The organism is Nostoc sp. C052, from assembly GCF_013393905.1.
Taxonomy (GTDB): Bacteria; Cyanobacteriota; Cyanobacteriia; order Cyanobacteriales; family Nostocaceae; genus Nostoc.
In genome coordinates, this window is the sequence record NZ_CP040272.1 from 4766836 (window position 1) to 4783679 (window position 16844).

The following is a 16844-nucleotide window of genomic DNA, read 5'->3' on the forward strand; positions in this document are numbered from 1 at the left end:
TTTTAATCCAAAATCCAAAATCCAAAATCTAAAATTGGCATACCCACTAATATATGAACCTCAACAACAAAACTCTTCTAATTACTGCAATTGATGAATTTGTCGGTTTGCGTACAGCAGAGTTAGCAATAGCGCAGGGAATGAAAGTTCGTGGATTACAAAGTTCTACAGCAAAAAACAAACAATTACAGGATTTAGGTGTTGAGGTAATTATTGGTAGCATCACCGATTCTGCTATTGCTCAAAAAGCTTGTCAGGGTGTAGATATCGTTTTACATACAGATCAAATTGCCGAAGAAGCTGGTGCAATTAGCCATTTTCGTGATGTTAATGTTGGCGGTGCTGTCAACATGGCTAAAGCTGCTAAACAGGCTAGTGTCAAAACATTTGTGCATCTATCTAGTGTGATGGTTTACGGTTTCAACTATCCTAATGGTGTTACAGAATCCGGGCCACTATCTGGCGATAATAATCCCTATTGTCAAACGAAAATAGAAGCTGAAACAGCAGTTTTAGAACTAAATAATCCCTCAGATTTTGGCATTATTATTATTAGGGCTGGAGATGTTTACGGGCCTGGAAGTATCCCCTGGATAGTCAGACCAATTCTGATGATGCGTCAAAAATTATTTGCCTGTGCCAATGATGGTAAAGGAGTAATCAATCATGTATATATAGATAACCTGATTGATGGCATCTTTCTGGCGATGGAAAAAGAAACCTCCGGTGAAATATTTAATATCACCGACGGACAAGAAACTTCTTGGAAAGAATATTTTATGCGTTTAGCAGCAATGGAAGGGTTACAAGCACCCCTTTCATTACCGAAGGATGAAATTAAGTTGTTTCTGAAATTACGTGTTCAAGGGCAAAAACTTTTTCGGAAAAAAGTTGATATTTTACCAGAGTCTATAGATTTTATGACTCGTCCTTATGCTTGTTCTATTGTCAAAGCCCAAAATCTGTTAAATTATAAACCAAAAATTGACTTAGAATCAGGAATGCAGTTAACACATGAATGGCTGCAAAAAACAGATATTCAAAGCTTGGTGAAATAGTTCACAGATTTTTTCAATCATTGTTGGATTGTTAAAAATTAGATACCCAACTTCTTAAATAAGTCGGGGATCTGGACACCACCAATTATTCTGAATTCAGAATTCTGAATTCTAAACTATTCCGTTGCATCTACCTAACAATTAGCTGTAATTAAGCGTAAAATAATCTACCATTTTCCGAATACTTGTTTTCTATGAGTAGCAATCAGCCACGATTGAGCATCGGATTACCTGTATATAATGGTGAAAAATTTATCAAAGAAGCCATAGATTCACTCTTGACTCAGACTTTTGAAGATTTTGAGCTAATTATTTCAGATAATGCTTCTACAGATAAAACTGAAGAAATTTGTAGAGCTTATGCCGAGCAAGATAAACGTATTTGTTACTACCGCAATGATACAAATATTGGTTGTGCGCGTAACTTCAATCGCGTCTTTGAATTGTCGTCAGGTGAGTACTTTAAATGGGCAGCTTATGATGACCTACATTCTCCAGATTTTATCAAGAAGTGTATTGAGGTGCTTGACCAAGATCCTACGATAATTTTGTGTCATTCCCAGGTATACTTCATTGATGAACAGGGGAATTTTATCCAAAACTACGATATCAAACTCAAGGCAGATGCACTAAAACCACAGGAGCGTTTTCACGAATTGCTGACGAAGCATTTATGTTATCAATGTTACGGAGTAATTCGCGCTAGTGCCTTGAAAAAGATACCACAGATGGGTGGTTACGGTAATGCAGATGGAATTCTCTTGTTAAGACTTGGTATTCTTGGTAGATTCTATGAAATCCCTGAATATCTATTTTTTGCCAGAAGTCATCCACAACAATCAATGAGTATGTTCTTTCCTAATTATTTATTGTTAGGAAACAAAAATCAAAAATCTTCATTGAATATTCTGCCGGATTTTTATGGGTATGCAGTGTGGTTTGATTCAGCAAATAAAGGGAAAACTTTATTGCCACATTGGAGAATAATCTGGGAGTATATACTCTCCATCTGGCGTAGTTCTCTGAGCTTGAATGAGCGGCTGTGTTGTCATAGAAGTCTACATCAGCAATTAAAAGGAACAGAATATCTTTTGCTGAAAGATTTGCTAAAGGTGCTGCAAGGACTTGGAAAGAGTTGGCAGCCAGCATCAATTAAACAACAGCAAGTCACACTTTGAACGAATCGAAATAATTTATTGCAACTACAAACTTATGCTGAAACTATCTCAATTATCTCATGTTTTTCTTGCTGCTTTAGTAAGCATCAGCTTTGCTAAAACAGTGAATGCAGAGCCAACTGCAACCCTAAGTATTGTAGTAAATGGAATTCATCACCAAAAAGGCGAGATTTGCTTCAGAGTTTACGCAAGTGAAAAAGGATTTCCAATGAGTAACTCTAGTGGCTCTCAAAGTGGCTGCGTTAAGATTACTGGCACTTCTGTAAAAAAAGAATTCTCCGGTTTGAAGCCTGGAACTTATGCTGTTGCGGTAGTTGACGATCAAAATGGCGATCGCAAACTCAATAAAGACTTTTTTGGTATTCCCACAGAAGGTTTTGGAATTTCCAAAAATCCAACTGTGTCCATACAAACAGGTACACCAAAGTTTCGCGATGCCAGTTTTGTTGTAAACAAAAATACAACAGTTAACATCATCATGAAATATTCGCTTGATTCGTAAAGGGAATGGGGAAGAAGCAGGGGAGCAGGGGGCAGGGGGAGAATATAAATTACCTTTTTCCCCTCTGCTCCCTGCTCCCTGCCCCTTGTCCTCTTTCCAATCCCCAATCCCTCATTCTGTCGGAGATTAAAAATTTAATGGAAGATTTGGCAATATTTCTGTCTAAGTCTTTGATGGGTTGGCTGGTTATTCAGGTGTGTTTAACGCTTGTCTTTATATGGTATCTGCGGTCATCTAAAAAAAACTTATTACCAGATGATCAGTTACCCAAAACAGCAGTGATTCTTTGTCTACGCGGTGCCGATCCATTTTTGCCTAGATGTTTGCGATCGCTCCTAAATCAAAACTATCCACAGTATGATTTAAAGTTAATCGTTGATAGTCACGAAGATCCCGCCTGGAAAATTGCTAGTGAAACCATCACAGAGCAAGAAGCAACTAACGTTCAAATCAGCCCTTTGAGAATAGTCCGCAACACTTGTAGTCTCAAATGCAGTTCTTTAATTCAAGCTATCCGTGAGTTGGATGACTCCTACAAGGTGATTGCTTTAGTAGATGCCGATACCATAGTTCATGTGAATTGGCTACGAGAATTAGTCAGTCCTTTAGGCGATGCCAAAGTGGGAGCAACAACAGGTAATCGTTGGTATGTGCCTACAGGTAGGTATTGGGGTTCTTTGGTGCGCTACGTCGGCAATGTGTCTACAGTAGTGCAAATGTTTATCTTCCAGATTCCTTGGGGTGGAACTTTGGCTGTGAAAACTGAAGTACTTCGCCAAACGGAACTGTTAGATAAGTGGGGACAAGCTTTAGGCGAAGATTTTATGATGCACGATATTCTGAAAAAACATGGTTTTCAGGTAAAGTTTGTGCCTTCGCTGCTGATTGTAAATCGTGAAGAGACTGATTTATTCAACTTAATAGACTATCTCAAGCGCCTCATTCTTTTTTCTCGACTATATCACCCACGTTGGTTAGCTCTTGTTAGTGAAGCTGTTTCTAGTATTTTGTTTCCAACTTTACTAATCATTTTAGTTCTAGAGTCGTTGTTAGAGGCAAAATGGGAAGCTGCGGCTTTGTTGTTAGTTTGCTATGGAGTCTACACTGTCGGATTACTCTTGATAATGCTGGTGTTGGAATTAGAGATACAGCGAGTGGTTCGCTCTAATGATCAGGCGATGCCTATGGGCAAGCCGTTGCACGTCTACGCAAAATTATCAGCTGCTACAATCATCAGAATGTTAATTGGAATTCCCTTAACACAGTGGGTTTATGGGTTAGCAATGTTATCAACCCTATGGACATCAACAGTGACTTGGCGCGGTGTTAGCTATCGTGTTCAAGGGCCTTGGAATGTCCGCCTAGTTGAATATCGCCCTTATCAATGGTTAGATCAACCTATTAATAGCAAGGTTTCTCTTTGAATTTAATCGCTGATATGAACTAGGGTATGAAAGTTATTACACTAAACATTCCCTAGTCTTCAAATTATATTATCTTATATTTAGTAGAACTATATTAGCTATAACCCTTGTCGAAATACATGATTTTTCTTGTTGATTAACAAAATTATTTGCATTAATGGCAAGGGTTTAGACAAATATATTAAGGGGAATTTTGACTTAGTTTTTTGGATGTTTTGATAGTTTCAATCTAGGTTTATAACACATCCACTTCAAATCGATAATTTCAGACATTTGAAAATGCGTAAATCCTTAGTCTAACTGGATTATTGGGGAATTTTTAGCCAAATAATCAGGGTAATTGTAAAACATTTGCTGCGTAAATCCTAAGTTCAAAACCAGCAATTTTGTGAAATATTCCCCTTTATTATGACTAAGCAAAAACTTCGCATTGCATTGTTTACAGGGTTGTACGCTCCTTTTTTGACTGGAGTTTCTGTTGCGGTTCACCAACGAGTTCGTTGGTTGCTAGAACAGGGACATGAGGTTTTTCTAATCCATCCGCAAATCAACGATCGCTACCCCAAAAATGTCGGCGATCGCCCCATGCCAGGTTTAGAGGAAATTCAGTCTTTCCCCAACTTCTCTGCTTACGCATTCCCTACAGAACCACTGGTATTCTACAAATCTCTTCCTCAGCCATTGAGCTATCGGCATTGGAGTGATACCAAGTTGCTGGAGAAATTCAAACCCGATATTATCGTGGTTGAAGAAGCCGCACAAATGAGAGGTTTATACTCATTTTTCTTGCAAGGTTATGGTCGTCCAATCGGCACCCAATACGCAAAACGAACAGGCACGCCAATAATATCACTCTTCCATACAGATATTGTTGCCTATATCAAATATTACTTTGGAGATCGCTTCTTCAATTTGGTTCGTCCGATCGTTCCCGTTTTGGTTAAGCAATTTAGTGAGTCTTATGACTTCAATTACTTCTCTTCTAAAGAACAACTGACTAAATACGAAGAACTGAAATGCCAACGCGCTGAATATGTCGCTTATCAAGGCATCGATTGCGAAAAATTTCACCCGCGAAACATCTGTTACGACCCAATTCCTAATGATAACCGACCAACTCTTTTGTTTGTCGGACGCATCACACCCGAAAAGAATGTCAACCAATTGCTTGATATCTTTCCAGTCATCGCTGCCAAAATTCCTGATGTTCATCTGGTAATTGTTGGTAGTGGCCCGCTAGATGAAGAGATCCGCGAACGTGCGAAAAAGTTTGGATCGAGTATTACTATATGGGGTGAGTCTCACGGTACAGAACTTTTAGGTTGGTTTGCCAGAGCAGATATTTTTGTCAACCCCTCTGTCACTGAGAACTTCTGCACTACAAATAACGAGGCATTAGCATCTGGAACCCCTCTGGTTGCGGTTGTTGCACCATCAACCTCAGAACAGGTATTTCCCGGTCATAACGGCTTTCTTGCCCAACCTAACAACCCTACAGATTTCGCCCAAAAGGTAATTGCGATTCTGGAAAATCCTGGCTTGAAAGCAGACATGACTAGACACGCTCGCCCCTCTATACTTGACTTTGATTGGTCGGCATGTATGCAAAAATTTGAACACAAACTTTACCAAATCGTTGAAGGATCGCAGAAGGTGGAGGTAGGTACAGGCAGTATAAAACCATAACGATCATCAACACAGCGATCGCTGTAGTGTTTATTGACAAGCGTGAGGTACACCCTTAGGGGTACTGCTTATTGGTGTCAACTTAAGCTAGAAATGGCTTATCTGTTGCCTTTTTCACCCGCCATGAAATAAATTTCACGGCTAATAGCTAAAGTCTACTGAAGTAGACTAAAGATTTTTCGAGATATTTAGTCATCTTTAGATGACTTTTGCTATTAGCAAAGAACTTGAGTTCCTTGTGGGACATAACTTTCACGTTAAGTTGATACCAATGGCGAGACGCCCACCCCATAAGAAATATGGCTTTAAATTTTACTTTGGGGCTAATTCTTCTCTTCTGTTCCCTATTCCTGCCCCGAAAGGGTTTCGTAAATATTTTTGTCTGATTACTTAAAACTTTGCAATATAAATTATTTAAAAGTAACTAAGTTTATTCACTAATACTAAAGACATTTAACTTGCATTGCTGTAGTTGCAGCTTTAGTGCTATTTATTACTCTTGACTTATTTAGTACTTGGCTGACATCATACCTGATGCTAGAAGGACTCAGTTCAAGGGTTGAGCGATCGCAAAAACATTTCCTCAAGAGGATGCTAACTTTCTGATATTCATATATCTGCATACATCAATAGTTTTATATTTAGCATAAACAGCCTAGTAGTATCACTGTATTCTACGATTACTACATCAGATTAATTCGGATCAATAACCAAGTGAAATACCTAAATATAGGTAATTGATCCTAGTCAAAAATAGAACAACTAAATACATTGATCAAGCCGAGCGCTGTACAATTCCATTACGCCAATGATTCAGAACTTTGGCGATCGCTCTGTCTCTGCAATCAAAGCCTATAGGTGCAGTATTTTTGTAACCAAATGATCCCAAAAATCCACTTGATTTCCGGCTTACCTCGTTCTGGTTCCACCTTACTCGGAGCCTTACTGCGGCAAAATCCCCGGTTTCACGCCAGTATGTCTAGCCCTGTAGGTAGTCTGGTGAACCGAATGCTAGAAGCAATGAGCGAAGACAACGAATTTTCCGTTTTTATCACCCCTGAGCAAAAACGAGCATTAACCTTAGCTATTTTTTCTACATTCTACGAATTCCAAGCGGATAAAGAAGTCATCTTTGACACTAATCGTTTGTGGTGTAGCAAGTTGTCCTTAATTCACGAACTATTTCCTGACTCAAAAGTGATTTGCTGCGTGCGGAATGTCGCTTGGATTATGGATAGCATCGAACGGCTCATTCGCCGCAATGCTTTTGATGTATCGCGGATGTTTAATAATCCTGCTGAACGCTCCACAGTTTACACCCGCACCGAAGCTTTGAGTCAAGGGGGACGGTTAGTAGGGTTTGCTTATAACGCCCTGAAAGAAGCTTTTTATAGCGAACATAGCGCGTCTTTACTTTTGGTGGACTACGACTTATTAACCCAAGCACCTGATAAGACCATATCGCTGATTTATCAATTTTTAGAAGAGGAACCCTTTGAGCATGATTTTGCCAACGTGGAATATGAAGCTTCAGAATTTGATAATCGGTTGAATACTAAAGGGCTACATCAGGTGCGTCCGAAAGTCGAGTTTCAACCACGACTCACGATTTTACCACCGGATTTATTTACTCAATATGATGGGTTGTCTTTTTGGAAGAACCCTAGCAATAGTTTGGCGAATGTGATTGTCGCCCAGCCGGTAGAAGCAATGAGTTAATGAAGTGTCAACTTAAGACCTGGCGAATCGAATTCGCGGCTACACAGGCCAAGTCCGCCTCCGGGGACTAAAGTCCAACTAAGGGTTGGAAACCCAGGATCGGTAGCTTTTGTTTGTATAGACACGGTTTCTAACTGCCCGTTTCCCGTTATGACACCAATGGGCGTCCTCTGCCTTTCTTTGTAATCGCAAAAGCTTAGTTTTTCGTCACGAGTGTGTAAGTCTTACCTACAAATAACTCCTCATTTACCCAAAAAAATCAAATGGCAAATTTCATTGTTAATCAAACTACCGATGACGGCACAGGCTTAACTCCAGGTACTCTCAGTTATGCAATTCTCAAAGCGAACCAATTAGCAGGGAATGATACGATTACCCTGAATAATAATGTGCGTGTGACTGGGGTAGTAAAAACGCTGGTAAACAGCAACATCAACATTGTGGGCAACAACCACACCCTTAGCGGCGACGCCAATGGCAATAACATCAACGACAACGGCGACGTGCGCCCCTTATTCATCTTGTCGGGAACCGTCAATATTTCCAATTTAACCATCACCAATGGACGCGCAAAAGGCGGAGATACTGGCCGCTACAGCGGCGGTGGCGGTGGTGCAGGTATGGGTGGCGGCTTGTTTATCTATAATGGCAATGTTTCTTTAACCAATGTCGCTTTTAGTAATAACGCAGCCCAAGGCGGCAGCAGTGGCGTCTTTAGCGGCAGCACGGGCGGTGGTGGACTATTTGGCAATGCTAACAGCTCCGGCGGCGGCGGACTCTTTGGTTCTAGCGATGGCAGTAATGGCGGTTACGGCGGCAACGGCAATTATGGTGGTAGTAACAATGGTGGCTTTGGCGGTGGCGGCAGCGGCGGCATTGGCGGCAACGGCGGCTTTGGCGGTGGCGGTGGTACTAATAGCCGCTTCGGTCTTGGCGGCGACGGTGGCTTCGGTGGTGGCGGCAGCGGTGGCTACTACAGGAACGGTGGCTATAATGGCGGCGGCGATGGTGGCTACGGTGGCGGCGGCGGCTACGGCTACGGTGGCGGCAGGGACGGCGGCAGTTTTGGTGGCAGGGGCGGCTTCGGCTTTTCCGGCGGCGGCTACGGTGGCGGCGGTGCTGGACTGGGGGGTGGAATTTTTGTCCGCAGTGGCTCTTTAACTCTCAGCAATACCACCTTTAATAACAACACTGCTACAGGTGGAATAGGGGATAGCGGCGGCAGTGAAAGCTTAGGCTTAGGTGGGGGGATTTTTATCATGCAATCTCTCACCAATAGCAACAATAATAACCAGGGAATGCCTACCGTTTTACCTACTGTCAACTCTTTAGGTAATCCTTCTTTTAGCGGCAACAATGCAGCAAATGATGCAGGGACATCCAACAATAACAATAATATCTACGGCAGAATAAATCATGCACCAACTATAGTAAGTGCGATCGCAGACAAAACTACCAATGAAAATAGTCAGTTTAACTTTAGCGTTCCCGCCAACACCTTTGCTGACATTGACACAGGCGATATCCTAACCTACACAGCCACCTTAAATAACGGTAGCGCCTTACCCAGTTGGTTAACTTTCAATGCAACGACTCGCACCTTTAGCGGCACACCCCTAGCTGCTAACGTCGGAACCATCAGCGTCAAAGTTACCGTCAAAGACAACAGCAACGCTACTGTCAGCGATATCTTTAACCTCACAGTTACTCCACTCCAATTAACGGGAACCCCAAATGCCGATATCCTCACAGGCACAGCTAGCAACAACACCATCACTGGATTAGCTGGTAACGACACCATCACGGGTAACAAAGGCAACGACACTCTCACCGGAGGTAGCGGTCAAGATCGATTTGTCTACAACTTAGGCGACGGTACAGACACTATCACTGATTTTGGTGGTGTGGGTAAAGGAGCAAATCCATCAGCCGCAGTCATTGCCGCAACTGATACTCTCAAATTTCAAGGGTCTGGTTTAACTGCTCGAAAGCTACTACTAACTAATAATGGTGGTAATTTAGAAATCTCCTTTGAAAGCGTCCTTAATAGTCCCAAGGTAATCCTACAAAACTTTGCTCTGGAAAACCTCGAAAATCTCCGAATCAGTGGCGGCGCTAGAGTTGACTTGGGTAACATCTTGTTTGATGGACAAACCACCATTCAAGAAAGTTTTGATGCTTTCGATGCTAACATCGTCCAATTTAGTATCGCTAGGCAGAACACAGTTAGTTTTTTCAACAACCTCAACAACATTGTTGATGGCTTAAACAATTCTGATGATGTGATTAACGGTCAAGAAGGTGATGACACCATCAGAGGCAACAGTGGTAATGACCTGCTGCGGGGTGGCGTTGGTAATGATAACCTTGCTGGTGGTGTTGGTAATGATATCCTGATTGGCGGTGCTGGTAATGACATCCTCACTGGTGGTACTGAGAATGATCGCTTTGTCTACCTGGCTTTTAGCGATAAGGGAACTACTGGCGATGTAATCACTGATTTTAATCAAAGTCAGGATAAATTGGTTTTGACTGACCTATTTAGGAGTCTAAATTACCTTGGCACTAATCCCATCAGAGATGGTTACTTACGCTTTGTGCAATCGGGTACTTCTACTAGAGTTCAACTTGATGCCTATGGTGGTGCTAATGCTTTTAGTACTTTGACGACTTTGAATAACTTTACGGCGACAAATCTTGTTATTGGTGGCAACGTCTCCGTTTAGTTTTATGTCTCTGGGGTGGGCAAATCTTTGCTCATCCTACAAGCTTGCTATTTCGAGCTTGACTAAGGTATCTGTGCAAAAGTGCGATCGCACTAAAATGAACATTAGACATCTAGTGAAATCCCCAAACACCAAAGCTTGTCTATATACCTTAGCCAATACTTTACCCGCAAACCTCCAATCTTTAAAGAGCATGGTGTGATATTCCTGATTGGGTTCAAAAAAATTAACCAAAAAAATTAAAAATTTATACACATTTTTTCATTGGCTATCCACCTCCAACAATAAATTAAATTCCCAACTTGCTGTTATGGCCAGATACTCTGAACCAATCATAGAAAGCTAAATATTCCATGTCCTCTGACTAATGGAGCGACATCAATACTGCTCGCTTCGTGGATTTTTAACTCGGAATTGGGTTTAGGGAAAAGGTTAAAGGTTTTTTCTTTCCCCTTTCTCCCGCCCCTTATCCCCAGAGGGGACTCACCTTCCCCTTTTCCCCAAAACCCGACAAGTATTGGGAGCGACATCTTCAATCTAAAGTTCTATCAAACGGATGAATTAGCTGTAATGGGCTAAAATTTTGCATCTTGGGCTGATACCATTTCATTAATCCACTCTCAATACCTGTTAGGGAGCGATGCGATTTTATGAGATGCCTTGCTTCGTTTAGGCAGTTATTGCTGGGAGCAGGGAGCAGGGGGATTAGAAATACTACAGGAGAAAGGAAAAGCGGGGAAACCCCATATCAAAGCAGGAACGCAATTGAAAATTTCTATAGGTTTTTTCCCACTTCCTAATCTTTACTGTTAAACTTTTACTGAGTATTTTTTTAACTATATATTAAGAAAAAATTACTTAATCGCTGGCAGATGCGAAAATCTATAAGAATACAGCGATAATTCAATTGCTAATTTTTCGCCTATCCCCTTTGATAGATATTGTGTTGATACTACCTTTACATTCTCCCTTAATTGTAAAAATGAGATAATACACCAAATGATTGTTCGTTATATAATACTTAGTATTACAGAGAAAAGGTCATCAAACTTACCCATTTAACACTTTTGAACAAAAATTAATAGGGTAGAATCACTGAATATAGCTCAACTAGTTTTAAAATCAAAAGTAGGATTTTGCAATGATTAGCTTAAGTAATTCGGAAAACAGCACAGTTAGCAGCATAGCAGCCACTAAGAGGCTGGCAAGGGCAATGATGGTTTCTGGTGGAGAGTTTTCACTGTTATTAGCATGTTGTAACTGCGTTCAAAGGCAGGAGCAAGTGCTGAACTTGTTAACAGAATTTTCATCAGCAGATATCCACGAAATTTTGCTCTCACCTACGGCTGAGAAACTGTACACAGCGATTACAACTGAAATTGGTGCTACTCAACCCGATGCTTTGATGGTCAGGGGTTTAGAATCTGTAGTGGCAATAAACCAACTAATCATCAGTACCAATATCATGCGAGATGAGTTTCGGAAACAGTTTCGCTTCCCGTTGGTATTGTGGGTCAATGATGAAATTTTGTCTAAGCTAGTCTGGCTAGCACCCGATTTCAAAGACTGGGCAGCCAGCACTATTAGATTTGATGTACCTAATAATCAGTTAGTTGAATCTGAACAACAAGCCATCAGCGCCTAATATTACCTGAGATTACTTTCAAAATCTTACATACGCTAGGTTGAGCCAAGCAAAACCTCAGTTATTATTATTTCGCGTTATTTTATAAGATTATTTTTATTGAATTTTCCTTTAGCAAGGTGAGGTAAGGAATCTTGCAAGCTATATACCAGACAGCGGTGTGAATTCTCTTCTCTGACACACTTTTCATATAAATTAAGCTGTTACCTATACAACTTGCATGATCGGGGCGGGCAAGATGCCATTGGTGTCAACTTAAGCTAAAACCCTTTTCAAATCTCGTTTCCAGCCGGAGGCTGGAAATGCTGCTGCTGGCGGCAGAGGCGGCAGCCCCAAGGATAGGCATTCCCAGTCTGAGACGGGGAACGAGACAAGGAGATAATATCTCAAAGCTTGTTATAAACTGACTTTAGAGGCTTTCTTGAATGGAGTAAACATCAAGTTTGACGGTTTGTCTTTTGACAGCGATCGCAACTTCACGTAAAGTGCCGCACTAGGGGATTACTGAGTAAAGAAGAAAAGAAAAGAATTTCTGATTACTTCTTCAAAATCTTTATTCAGATACTCAAGACTCAAGACTCAGGACTTTTTTATGGTAGATTTGTTGCTGATCGCAATCCTGGGATTCCTGGGGAGTTTTGGACATTGCTTTGGAATGTGTGGCCCCCTAACAGTGGCGTTTTCTCTGTCTCATCAGCCGAAAATACCACACAGCGCTTCCTTAGGACGCACATCAACCTTAGAAAAGTCCGATACTTGGCAACAGCAATTAAAATTTCATATCCTGCTAAATCTGGGGCGGATGTTGAGCTATGCCCTAGTCGGTGCGGGCATTGGGGCGCTAGGCTCGGTATTGCTGCAAGGTGGACAGCTAGCGGGTGTTGGCAGTGACTTTCGGCGTTGGATGGCAATTCTGACTGGTGTGATGTTGATTTGGTTTGGCTTAGGACAAGTAAAACCCGATTTGCTGCCGCGCATTCCCGTGCTACATCCCCTATTGCAAGGTAGTTTACACGATCGCCTCAGCACCGGAATGGTTAAGCTTTCCTTAAAAGCCAAATGGTGGACACCAATGCTTTTGGGGATGACTTGGGGTTTAATGCCCTGTGGTTTTTTGTATGCTGCCCAAATTAAAGCTGCTGAAACTGGCAATTTATGGATGGGTGGGGCAACGATGATGGCTTTTGGCTTAGGAACCCTGCCGACTATGTTAGGTGTAGGCATTTCCACATCTTTGGTAAGTAAAGACAGGCGCAGTCAGTTGTTTCGATTAGGCGGTTGGGTGACGCTGATCATTGGCGCTATCACCTTGTTGCGGACTGGTGACACAATGGTAGATTACACCGGACACGCCGCCTTAATCTGCTTAATTTTGGCGCTAATTGCGCGTCCCATTAGTGGCTTGTGGGCTTCACCACTGCGTTACCGCCGGGGCTTGGGAGTGGGAGCTTTTGTGCTTTCTGTGGTTCATACCGCCCACATGATAGAACACTCATTGCAATGGAATTTTGCCGCCTTTGATTTTATGCCGCGAGAATTTCAGTGGGGTATGGCTGCGGGTGCTGTAGCATTAGTATTAATGTCCCCCGCCGCTTTCACAAGTTGGGAATCTTTGCAAAAATCTTGGGGTAAGCGTTGGCGACAGATTCATCTATTGGGTGTGCCAGCCTTGCTCTTGAGTACCATCCATACTGTGTTGATTGGTTCCCATTACCTGGGTTCCTTGCAATCAAATTGGGGAAATAAATTAGCGGCAGTCCTGTTGGTATTCTTTACTCTCAGTGTCTTGCTAATCCGTTCGCGCTTTTTTTGGTCAAAGTTAGCCGTAGAAAAGTTTTATGTTCCCCCAACCAAATCGCGGTAAATCATCCTTATTTTCTGACTTCATCCCAACAAGTCAAAAACATAGGCATTACCTGCTCAAAGGCATTTCCTGGCAGAATCAAGGAACAATAAAGTATTTATTATTCCTGAGTTGCTTAGTTATATCAATGACTAATCTTTACCCTGCATCTGCTCATAAAGTGGAAGTAGCTGGAGATGTCGGTGCCACTATCCATATTGAACCAAATGATAATCCCCGTGCTGGAGAACCAAGCCAAGCCTGGTTTGCACTTACCCGCAGAGGTGGAAGGGTAATTCCCCTATCACAGTGTAATTGTCAGTTAGCTGTTTATGCCGAACCTTATGCAGCTGGAGAGCCTGCACTGCTAGAACCAGAGTTAAAACCTGTGTCAGCCGAACGCTATCAAGGCATTCCAGGTGCAGAAGTTGTTTTTCCCAAGCCAGGTATTTATGAGCTGCAACTAAATGGTAAACCTGTATCTGGGGCAAGATTCAAACCCTTTGAGTTCAAATTTGAAGTTACTGTAGCAGGTGGATCTACACAAGAGAGTACACGAAACATAGGAGATGTCAATGGTAATTTAGCAGAGGGAGAATCTCAGAAATTACCAACTTGGGCGATCGCACTGCCAATTATCGGATTCATTGCCATCTTAGTTGTTGCACTACGAGGGACGAGAGGGGGAAGTGGGGAATAGGGAGTAGAGAAGAGGCAGGGGGCAGGGGGACAAGGTGACTTGAGTGAGAACTTACAACAAGTCTTTCCCCATTCCCCATTCCCCATTTCTTACTTATGTCGCTTTTGATGCCACTGCCATGCATGAGCCACAATATCTTGGATGGATGGATACTTCGGTTTCCAGCCTAAGATTGTTCTGACTTTCTCACTGGTGCCAATGAGAATTGGGGGATCGCCAGGGCGGCGATCGCGTTCTTCTACTGGTATCGAAATTCCTGTCACTTCTTCGGCAGCGGCAATGACTTCTCTCACAGAGAAACCGCTGCCATTACCTAAATTAAAAACTTCGCTATCGCCACCTTTTAATAAATATTCCAATCCCAAAATATGGGCATCTGCTAAATCGTTAACATGAATATAATCACGAATACAAGTACCATCGGGCGTGGGGTAATCGGTGCCGAAAATTGAGATCGATTCTCGTTTGCCTAAAGCTGTCATCAGCACCAAGGGAATCAAATGGGTTTCTGGATTATGATCCTCGCCGAGTAAACCATTGGGATTAGCACCAGCAGCATTAAAATAGCGGAAACGCACTGATTGTAAACCGTAAGCGACATCAAAATCAGAGAGAATCCGCTCTACCATCAGCTTTGTAGCACCATAAGGATTAATCGGATTTTGGGGATGGTTTTCGGGAATAGGCACGAATTCTGGTACGCCGTAGGTGGCACAGGTAGAAGAAAAGACAAATTTCTTTACAGATGCCGTCAGCATCGCTTCTAACAAGGTCAAAGTACCAAGGACGTTATTGTTGTAATATTTCGCCGGGTCAGTTACCGATTCTCCTACGTAGGCATAAGCAGAAAAATGCATCACAGCGGCAATATCGTGGGTTTTAAATAGGCGATCAAGTAAGGCGCGATCGCCTGTATCCCCTACGATCAGTTCTACCTGTAAAACCCTTTCTACCAGGTCGCGATGCCCATAGACCAGATTATCAAGGATGACAACGTTATAACCCGCTTGCTTCAAAGCAAGCACCGTATGAGAACCAATATATCCAGCTCCCCCCGTTACCAAAATGGTAGGCTTTCCAGGCGACATAGTTTTTCCTTTTGAGTGGATTATTCAATTAATTTAGTTTACCGGTACTAGATTACTCTTCTGGAAAATTATAAATAATAGACGCAGTGTCAAAAAATTGCACTAAAATCACTACGACGGTAGTCTTTGGGTGTGAGGTTTGAGATATTTTAAGTCAAACAGTGCGATTACAATTTGACAATCAAATAAATCCATTTCCCGAAACCTCTAGGTTGACCTTTACGGGTGACGCTGCTAGCGTTGCTATGGCTAAGAAGTCGCCAGTTGTTTTATCCAGGGAAATCATGCACGGCAGTCCCAACTGGGGAGCCACTACGTTCATTACCGGGGTTCACCCCGTTGAAGAACTAGCGTGGAAACCCCGAACAAAACGGGCTGCCTCATCACCACACTGGCTCACCGCACCAGAAAATTTGAGAGTTAATCTATGTTTCTATTGCTAAGCCGGGTACTGCTGTGGCTGCTGATTGGCACTATCGTATATTCTCTGTTCCAGCGATTTTATCCCTCTGGAACTTTTGTTGGGCGATTAATCTTAGTCGTTATCTTGGTAATCGTAGCCCTATCATTTCTTAACCCCAGTGAACCAGCTGTGGCGTCGTTATGGAGGATGCTGTCTTTTCCACTTAAGCCTCTAGGAGCCTCTGTTTTGCTGATGATTCTGGCTGCTCAGAAAATCAAAGCAGGTGGGATAGAGAAACCAGGAGGAGTTTTGCTCGGTTGGGCACTGACGATTTTGCTGTTGGCAAGTACACCAGCAGTCGCCTATTTCCTTTATCGCGCACCTCTGGCAATGGCAGATCAAAATTATGTAGCAACTGCTGCACCAACATCTGGGACACTAGTGGCGTTAGGTCAACCAAGCACCACAGCGAACATCTCAGATGTGATGGGGGATAGCATTCTTTCTTATAATTTGAAAGTGCCTCCCTACTTCTTACAAGGAAATCCTCAAGATATTCGCACACGGGGTTTACGACTTGAAGACTTTGTACCAAATGCAGAAACGTTGCAATTGACAACCAGAACTTGGGAAAGTTATCTCGTTGAAATTTATAGGTTCTTGCGTGTTCAGCGGTCATAAAGTAAAAAAGAAATACTAAAAAGACCGCAATGCAACGCTTTAGTAACGCTACCCGAAATTCGGAATTACGAATTTGCAAGGGTTTCATTAAACTAAAGACTGGGGATTGAGAAAATTTAAATAGGGATTCAGACCCCATTCTTTCCCAATCCCCAATTCCCAGTCCCCAATCCCCAATCCCCTACATAGCT

14 protein-coding genes are annotated in these 16844 nt (G+C 42.3%); 12 read left to right on the forward strand and 2 right to left on the reverse strand.

Annotated elements, in window-relative coordinates:
• Nucleotides 1-53 precede the first annotated feature (53 nt).
• The 7 genes from FD723_RS19620 to FD723_RS19650 all read left to right on the forward strand — a co-directional run bounded on the left by FD723_RS19620 (nucleotide 54) and on the right by FD723_RS19650 (nucleotide 10293).
• Complete coding sequence (locus tag FD723_RS19620) at nucleotides 54-1058, forward strand: NAD(P)-dependent oxidoreductase (protein WP_179066832.1); 1005 nt, start codon at nucleotides 54-56, stop codon at nucleotides 1056-1058.
• A 194-nt stretch (nucleotides 1059-1252) separates the two neighbouring features.
• Complete coding sequence (locus tag FD723_RS19625) at nucleotides 1253-2236, forward strand: glycosyltransferase family 2 protein (protein ID WP_179066833.1); 984 nt, start codon at nucleotides 1253-1255, stop codon at nucleotides 2234-2236.
• A 34-nt stretch (nucleotides 2237-2270) separates the two neighbouring features.
• A complete protein-coding gene (locus FD723_RS19630; RefSeq protein ID WP_179066834.1) occupies nucleotides 2271-2738 on the forward strand; it encodes a DUF2141 domain-containing protein in 468 nt (155 codons plus the stop codon).
• Nucleotides 2739-2875: 137 nt separating this feature from the next.
• Nucleotides 2876-4162 carry a glycosyltransferase family 2 protein gene (locus tag FD723_RS19635; RefSeq protein ID WP_179066835.1) on the forward strand — a complete coding sequence of 429 codons (1287 nt, stop codon included), beginning with the start codon at nucleotides 2876-2878 and terminating at the stop codon, nucleotides 4160-4162.
• Nucleotides 4163-4570: 408 nt separating this feature from the next.
• Nucleotides 4571-5848, forward strand: a complete 1278-nt coding sequence (locus FD723_RS19640; RefSeq protein WP_179066836.1) for a glycosyltransferase — start codon at nucleotides 4571-4573, stop codon at nucleotides 5846-5848.
• A gap of 879 nt (nucleotides 5849-6727) precedes the next feature.
• Nucleotides 6728-7567, forward strand: coding sequence for a sulfotransferase (locus FD723_RS19645; protein WP_218651745.1), 840 nt, complete (start codon nucleotides 6728-6730; stop codon nucleotides 7565-7567).
• A 263-nt stretch (nucleotides 7568-7830) separates the two neighbouring features.
• Nucleotides 7831-10293, forward strand: coding sequence for a putative Ig domain-containing protein (locus tag FD723_RS19650; RefSeq protein WP_179066837.1), 2463 nt, complete (start codon nucleotides 7831-7833; stop codon nucleotides 10291-10293).
• 36 nt (nucleotides 10294-10329) lie between these two features.
• Here the strand turns inward: FD723_RS19650 and FD723_RS19655 are convergent, their stop codons facing one another.
• The gene (locus tag FD723_RS19655) at nucleotides 10330-10488 is read right to left on the reverse strand and encodes a hypothetical protein (RefSeq protein ID WP_179066838.1); all 159 of its coding nucleotides are present in this window, start codon (nucleotides 10486-10488) and stop codon (nucleotides 10330-10332) included.
• Nucleotides 10489-11434: 946 nt separating this feature from the next.
• On the opposite strand from FD723_RS19655, the gene FD723_RS19660 reads away from it, so the two are divergent.
• The 3 genes from FD723_RS19660 (at nucleotide 11435) to FD723_RS19670 (ending at nucleotide 14481) form a co-directional block, all read left to right on the forward strand.
• Entirely contained in the window at nucleotides 11435-11938 is a 504-nt protein-coding gene (locus FD723_RS19660) for a hypothetical protein (protein ID WP_179066839.1), read from the forward strand.
• Between the two features lie 592 nt (nucleotides 11939-12530).
• Nucleotides 12531-13802 (forward strand): sulfite exporter TauE/SafE family protein, encoded by a 1272-nt coding sequence (locus FD723_RS19665; protein WP_179066840.1) that lies wholly within the window; start codon nucleotides 12531-12533, stop codon nucleotides 13800-13802.
• Between the two features lie 127 nt (nucleotides 13803-13929).
• The gene (locus FD723_RS19670; RefSeq protein WP_372743764.1) at nucleotides 13930-14481 is read left to right on the forward strand and encodes a hypothetical protein; all 552 of its coding nucleotides are present in this window, start codon (nucleotides 13930-13932) and stop codon (nucleotides 14479-14481) included.
• A gap of 89 nt (nucleotides 14482-14570) precedes the next feature.
• On the opposite strand, the gene galE is transcribed toward FD723_RS19670, so the two are convergent.
• Nucleotides 14571-15569, reverse strand: coding sequence for a UDP-glucose 4-epimerase GalE (gene galE, locus FD723_RS19675; protein WP_179066842.1), 999 nt, complete (start codon nucleotides 15567-15569; stop codon nucleotides 14571-14573).
• A 161-nt stretch (nucleotides 15570-15730) separates the two neighbouring features.
• Between galE and FD723_RS19680 the strand changes: the two genes are divergently transcribed.
• Both FD723_RS19680 and FD723_RS19685 read left to right on the forward strand, forming a co-directional pair.
• Complete coding sequence (locus tag FD723_RS19680; protein WP_179066843.1) at nucleotides 15731-16012, forward strand: hypothetical protein; 282 nt, start codon at nucleotides 15731-15733, stop codon at nucleotides 16010-16012.
• Nucleotides 15997-16653 carry a hypothetical protein gene (locus FD723_RS19685; RefSeq protein WP_179066844.1) on the forward strand — a complete coding sequence of 219 codons (657 nt, stop codon included), beginning with the start codon at nucleotides 15997-15999 and terminating at the stop codon, nucleotides 16651-16653. The genes FD723_RS19680 and FD723_RS19685 overlap by 16 nt, the downstream gene beginning before the upstream one ends.
• Nucleotides 16654-16844: the final 191 nt, after the last annotated feature.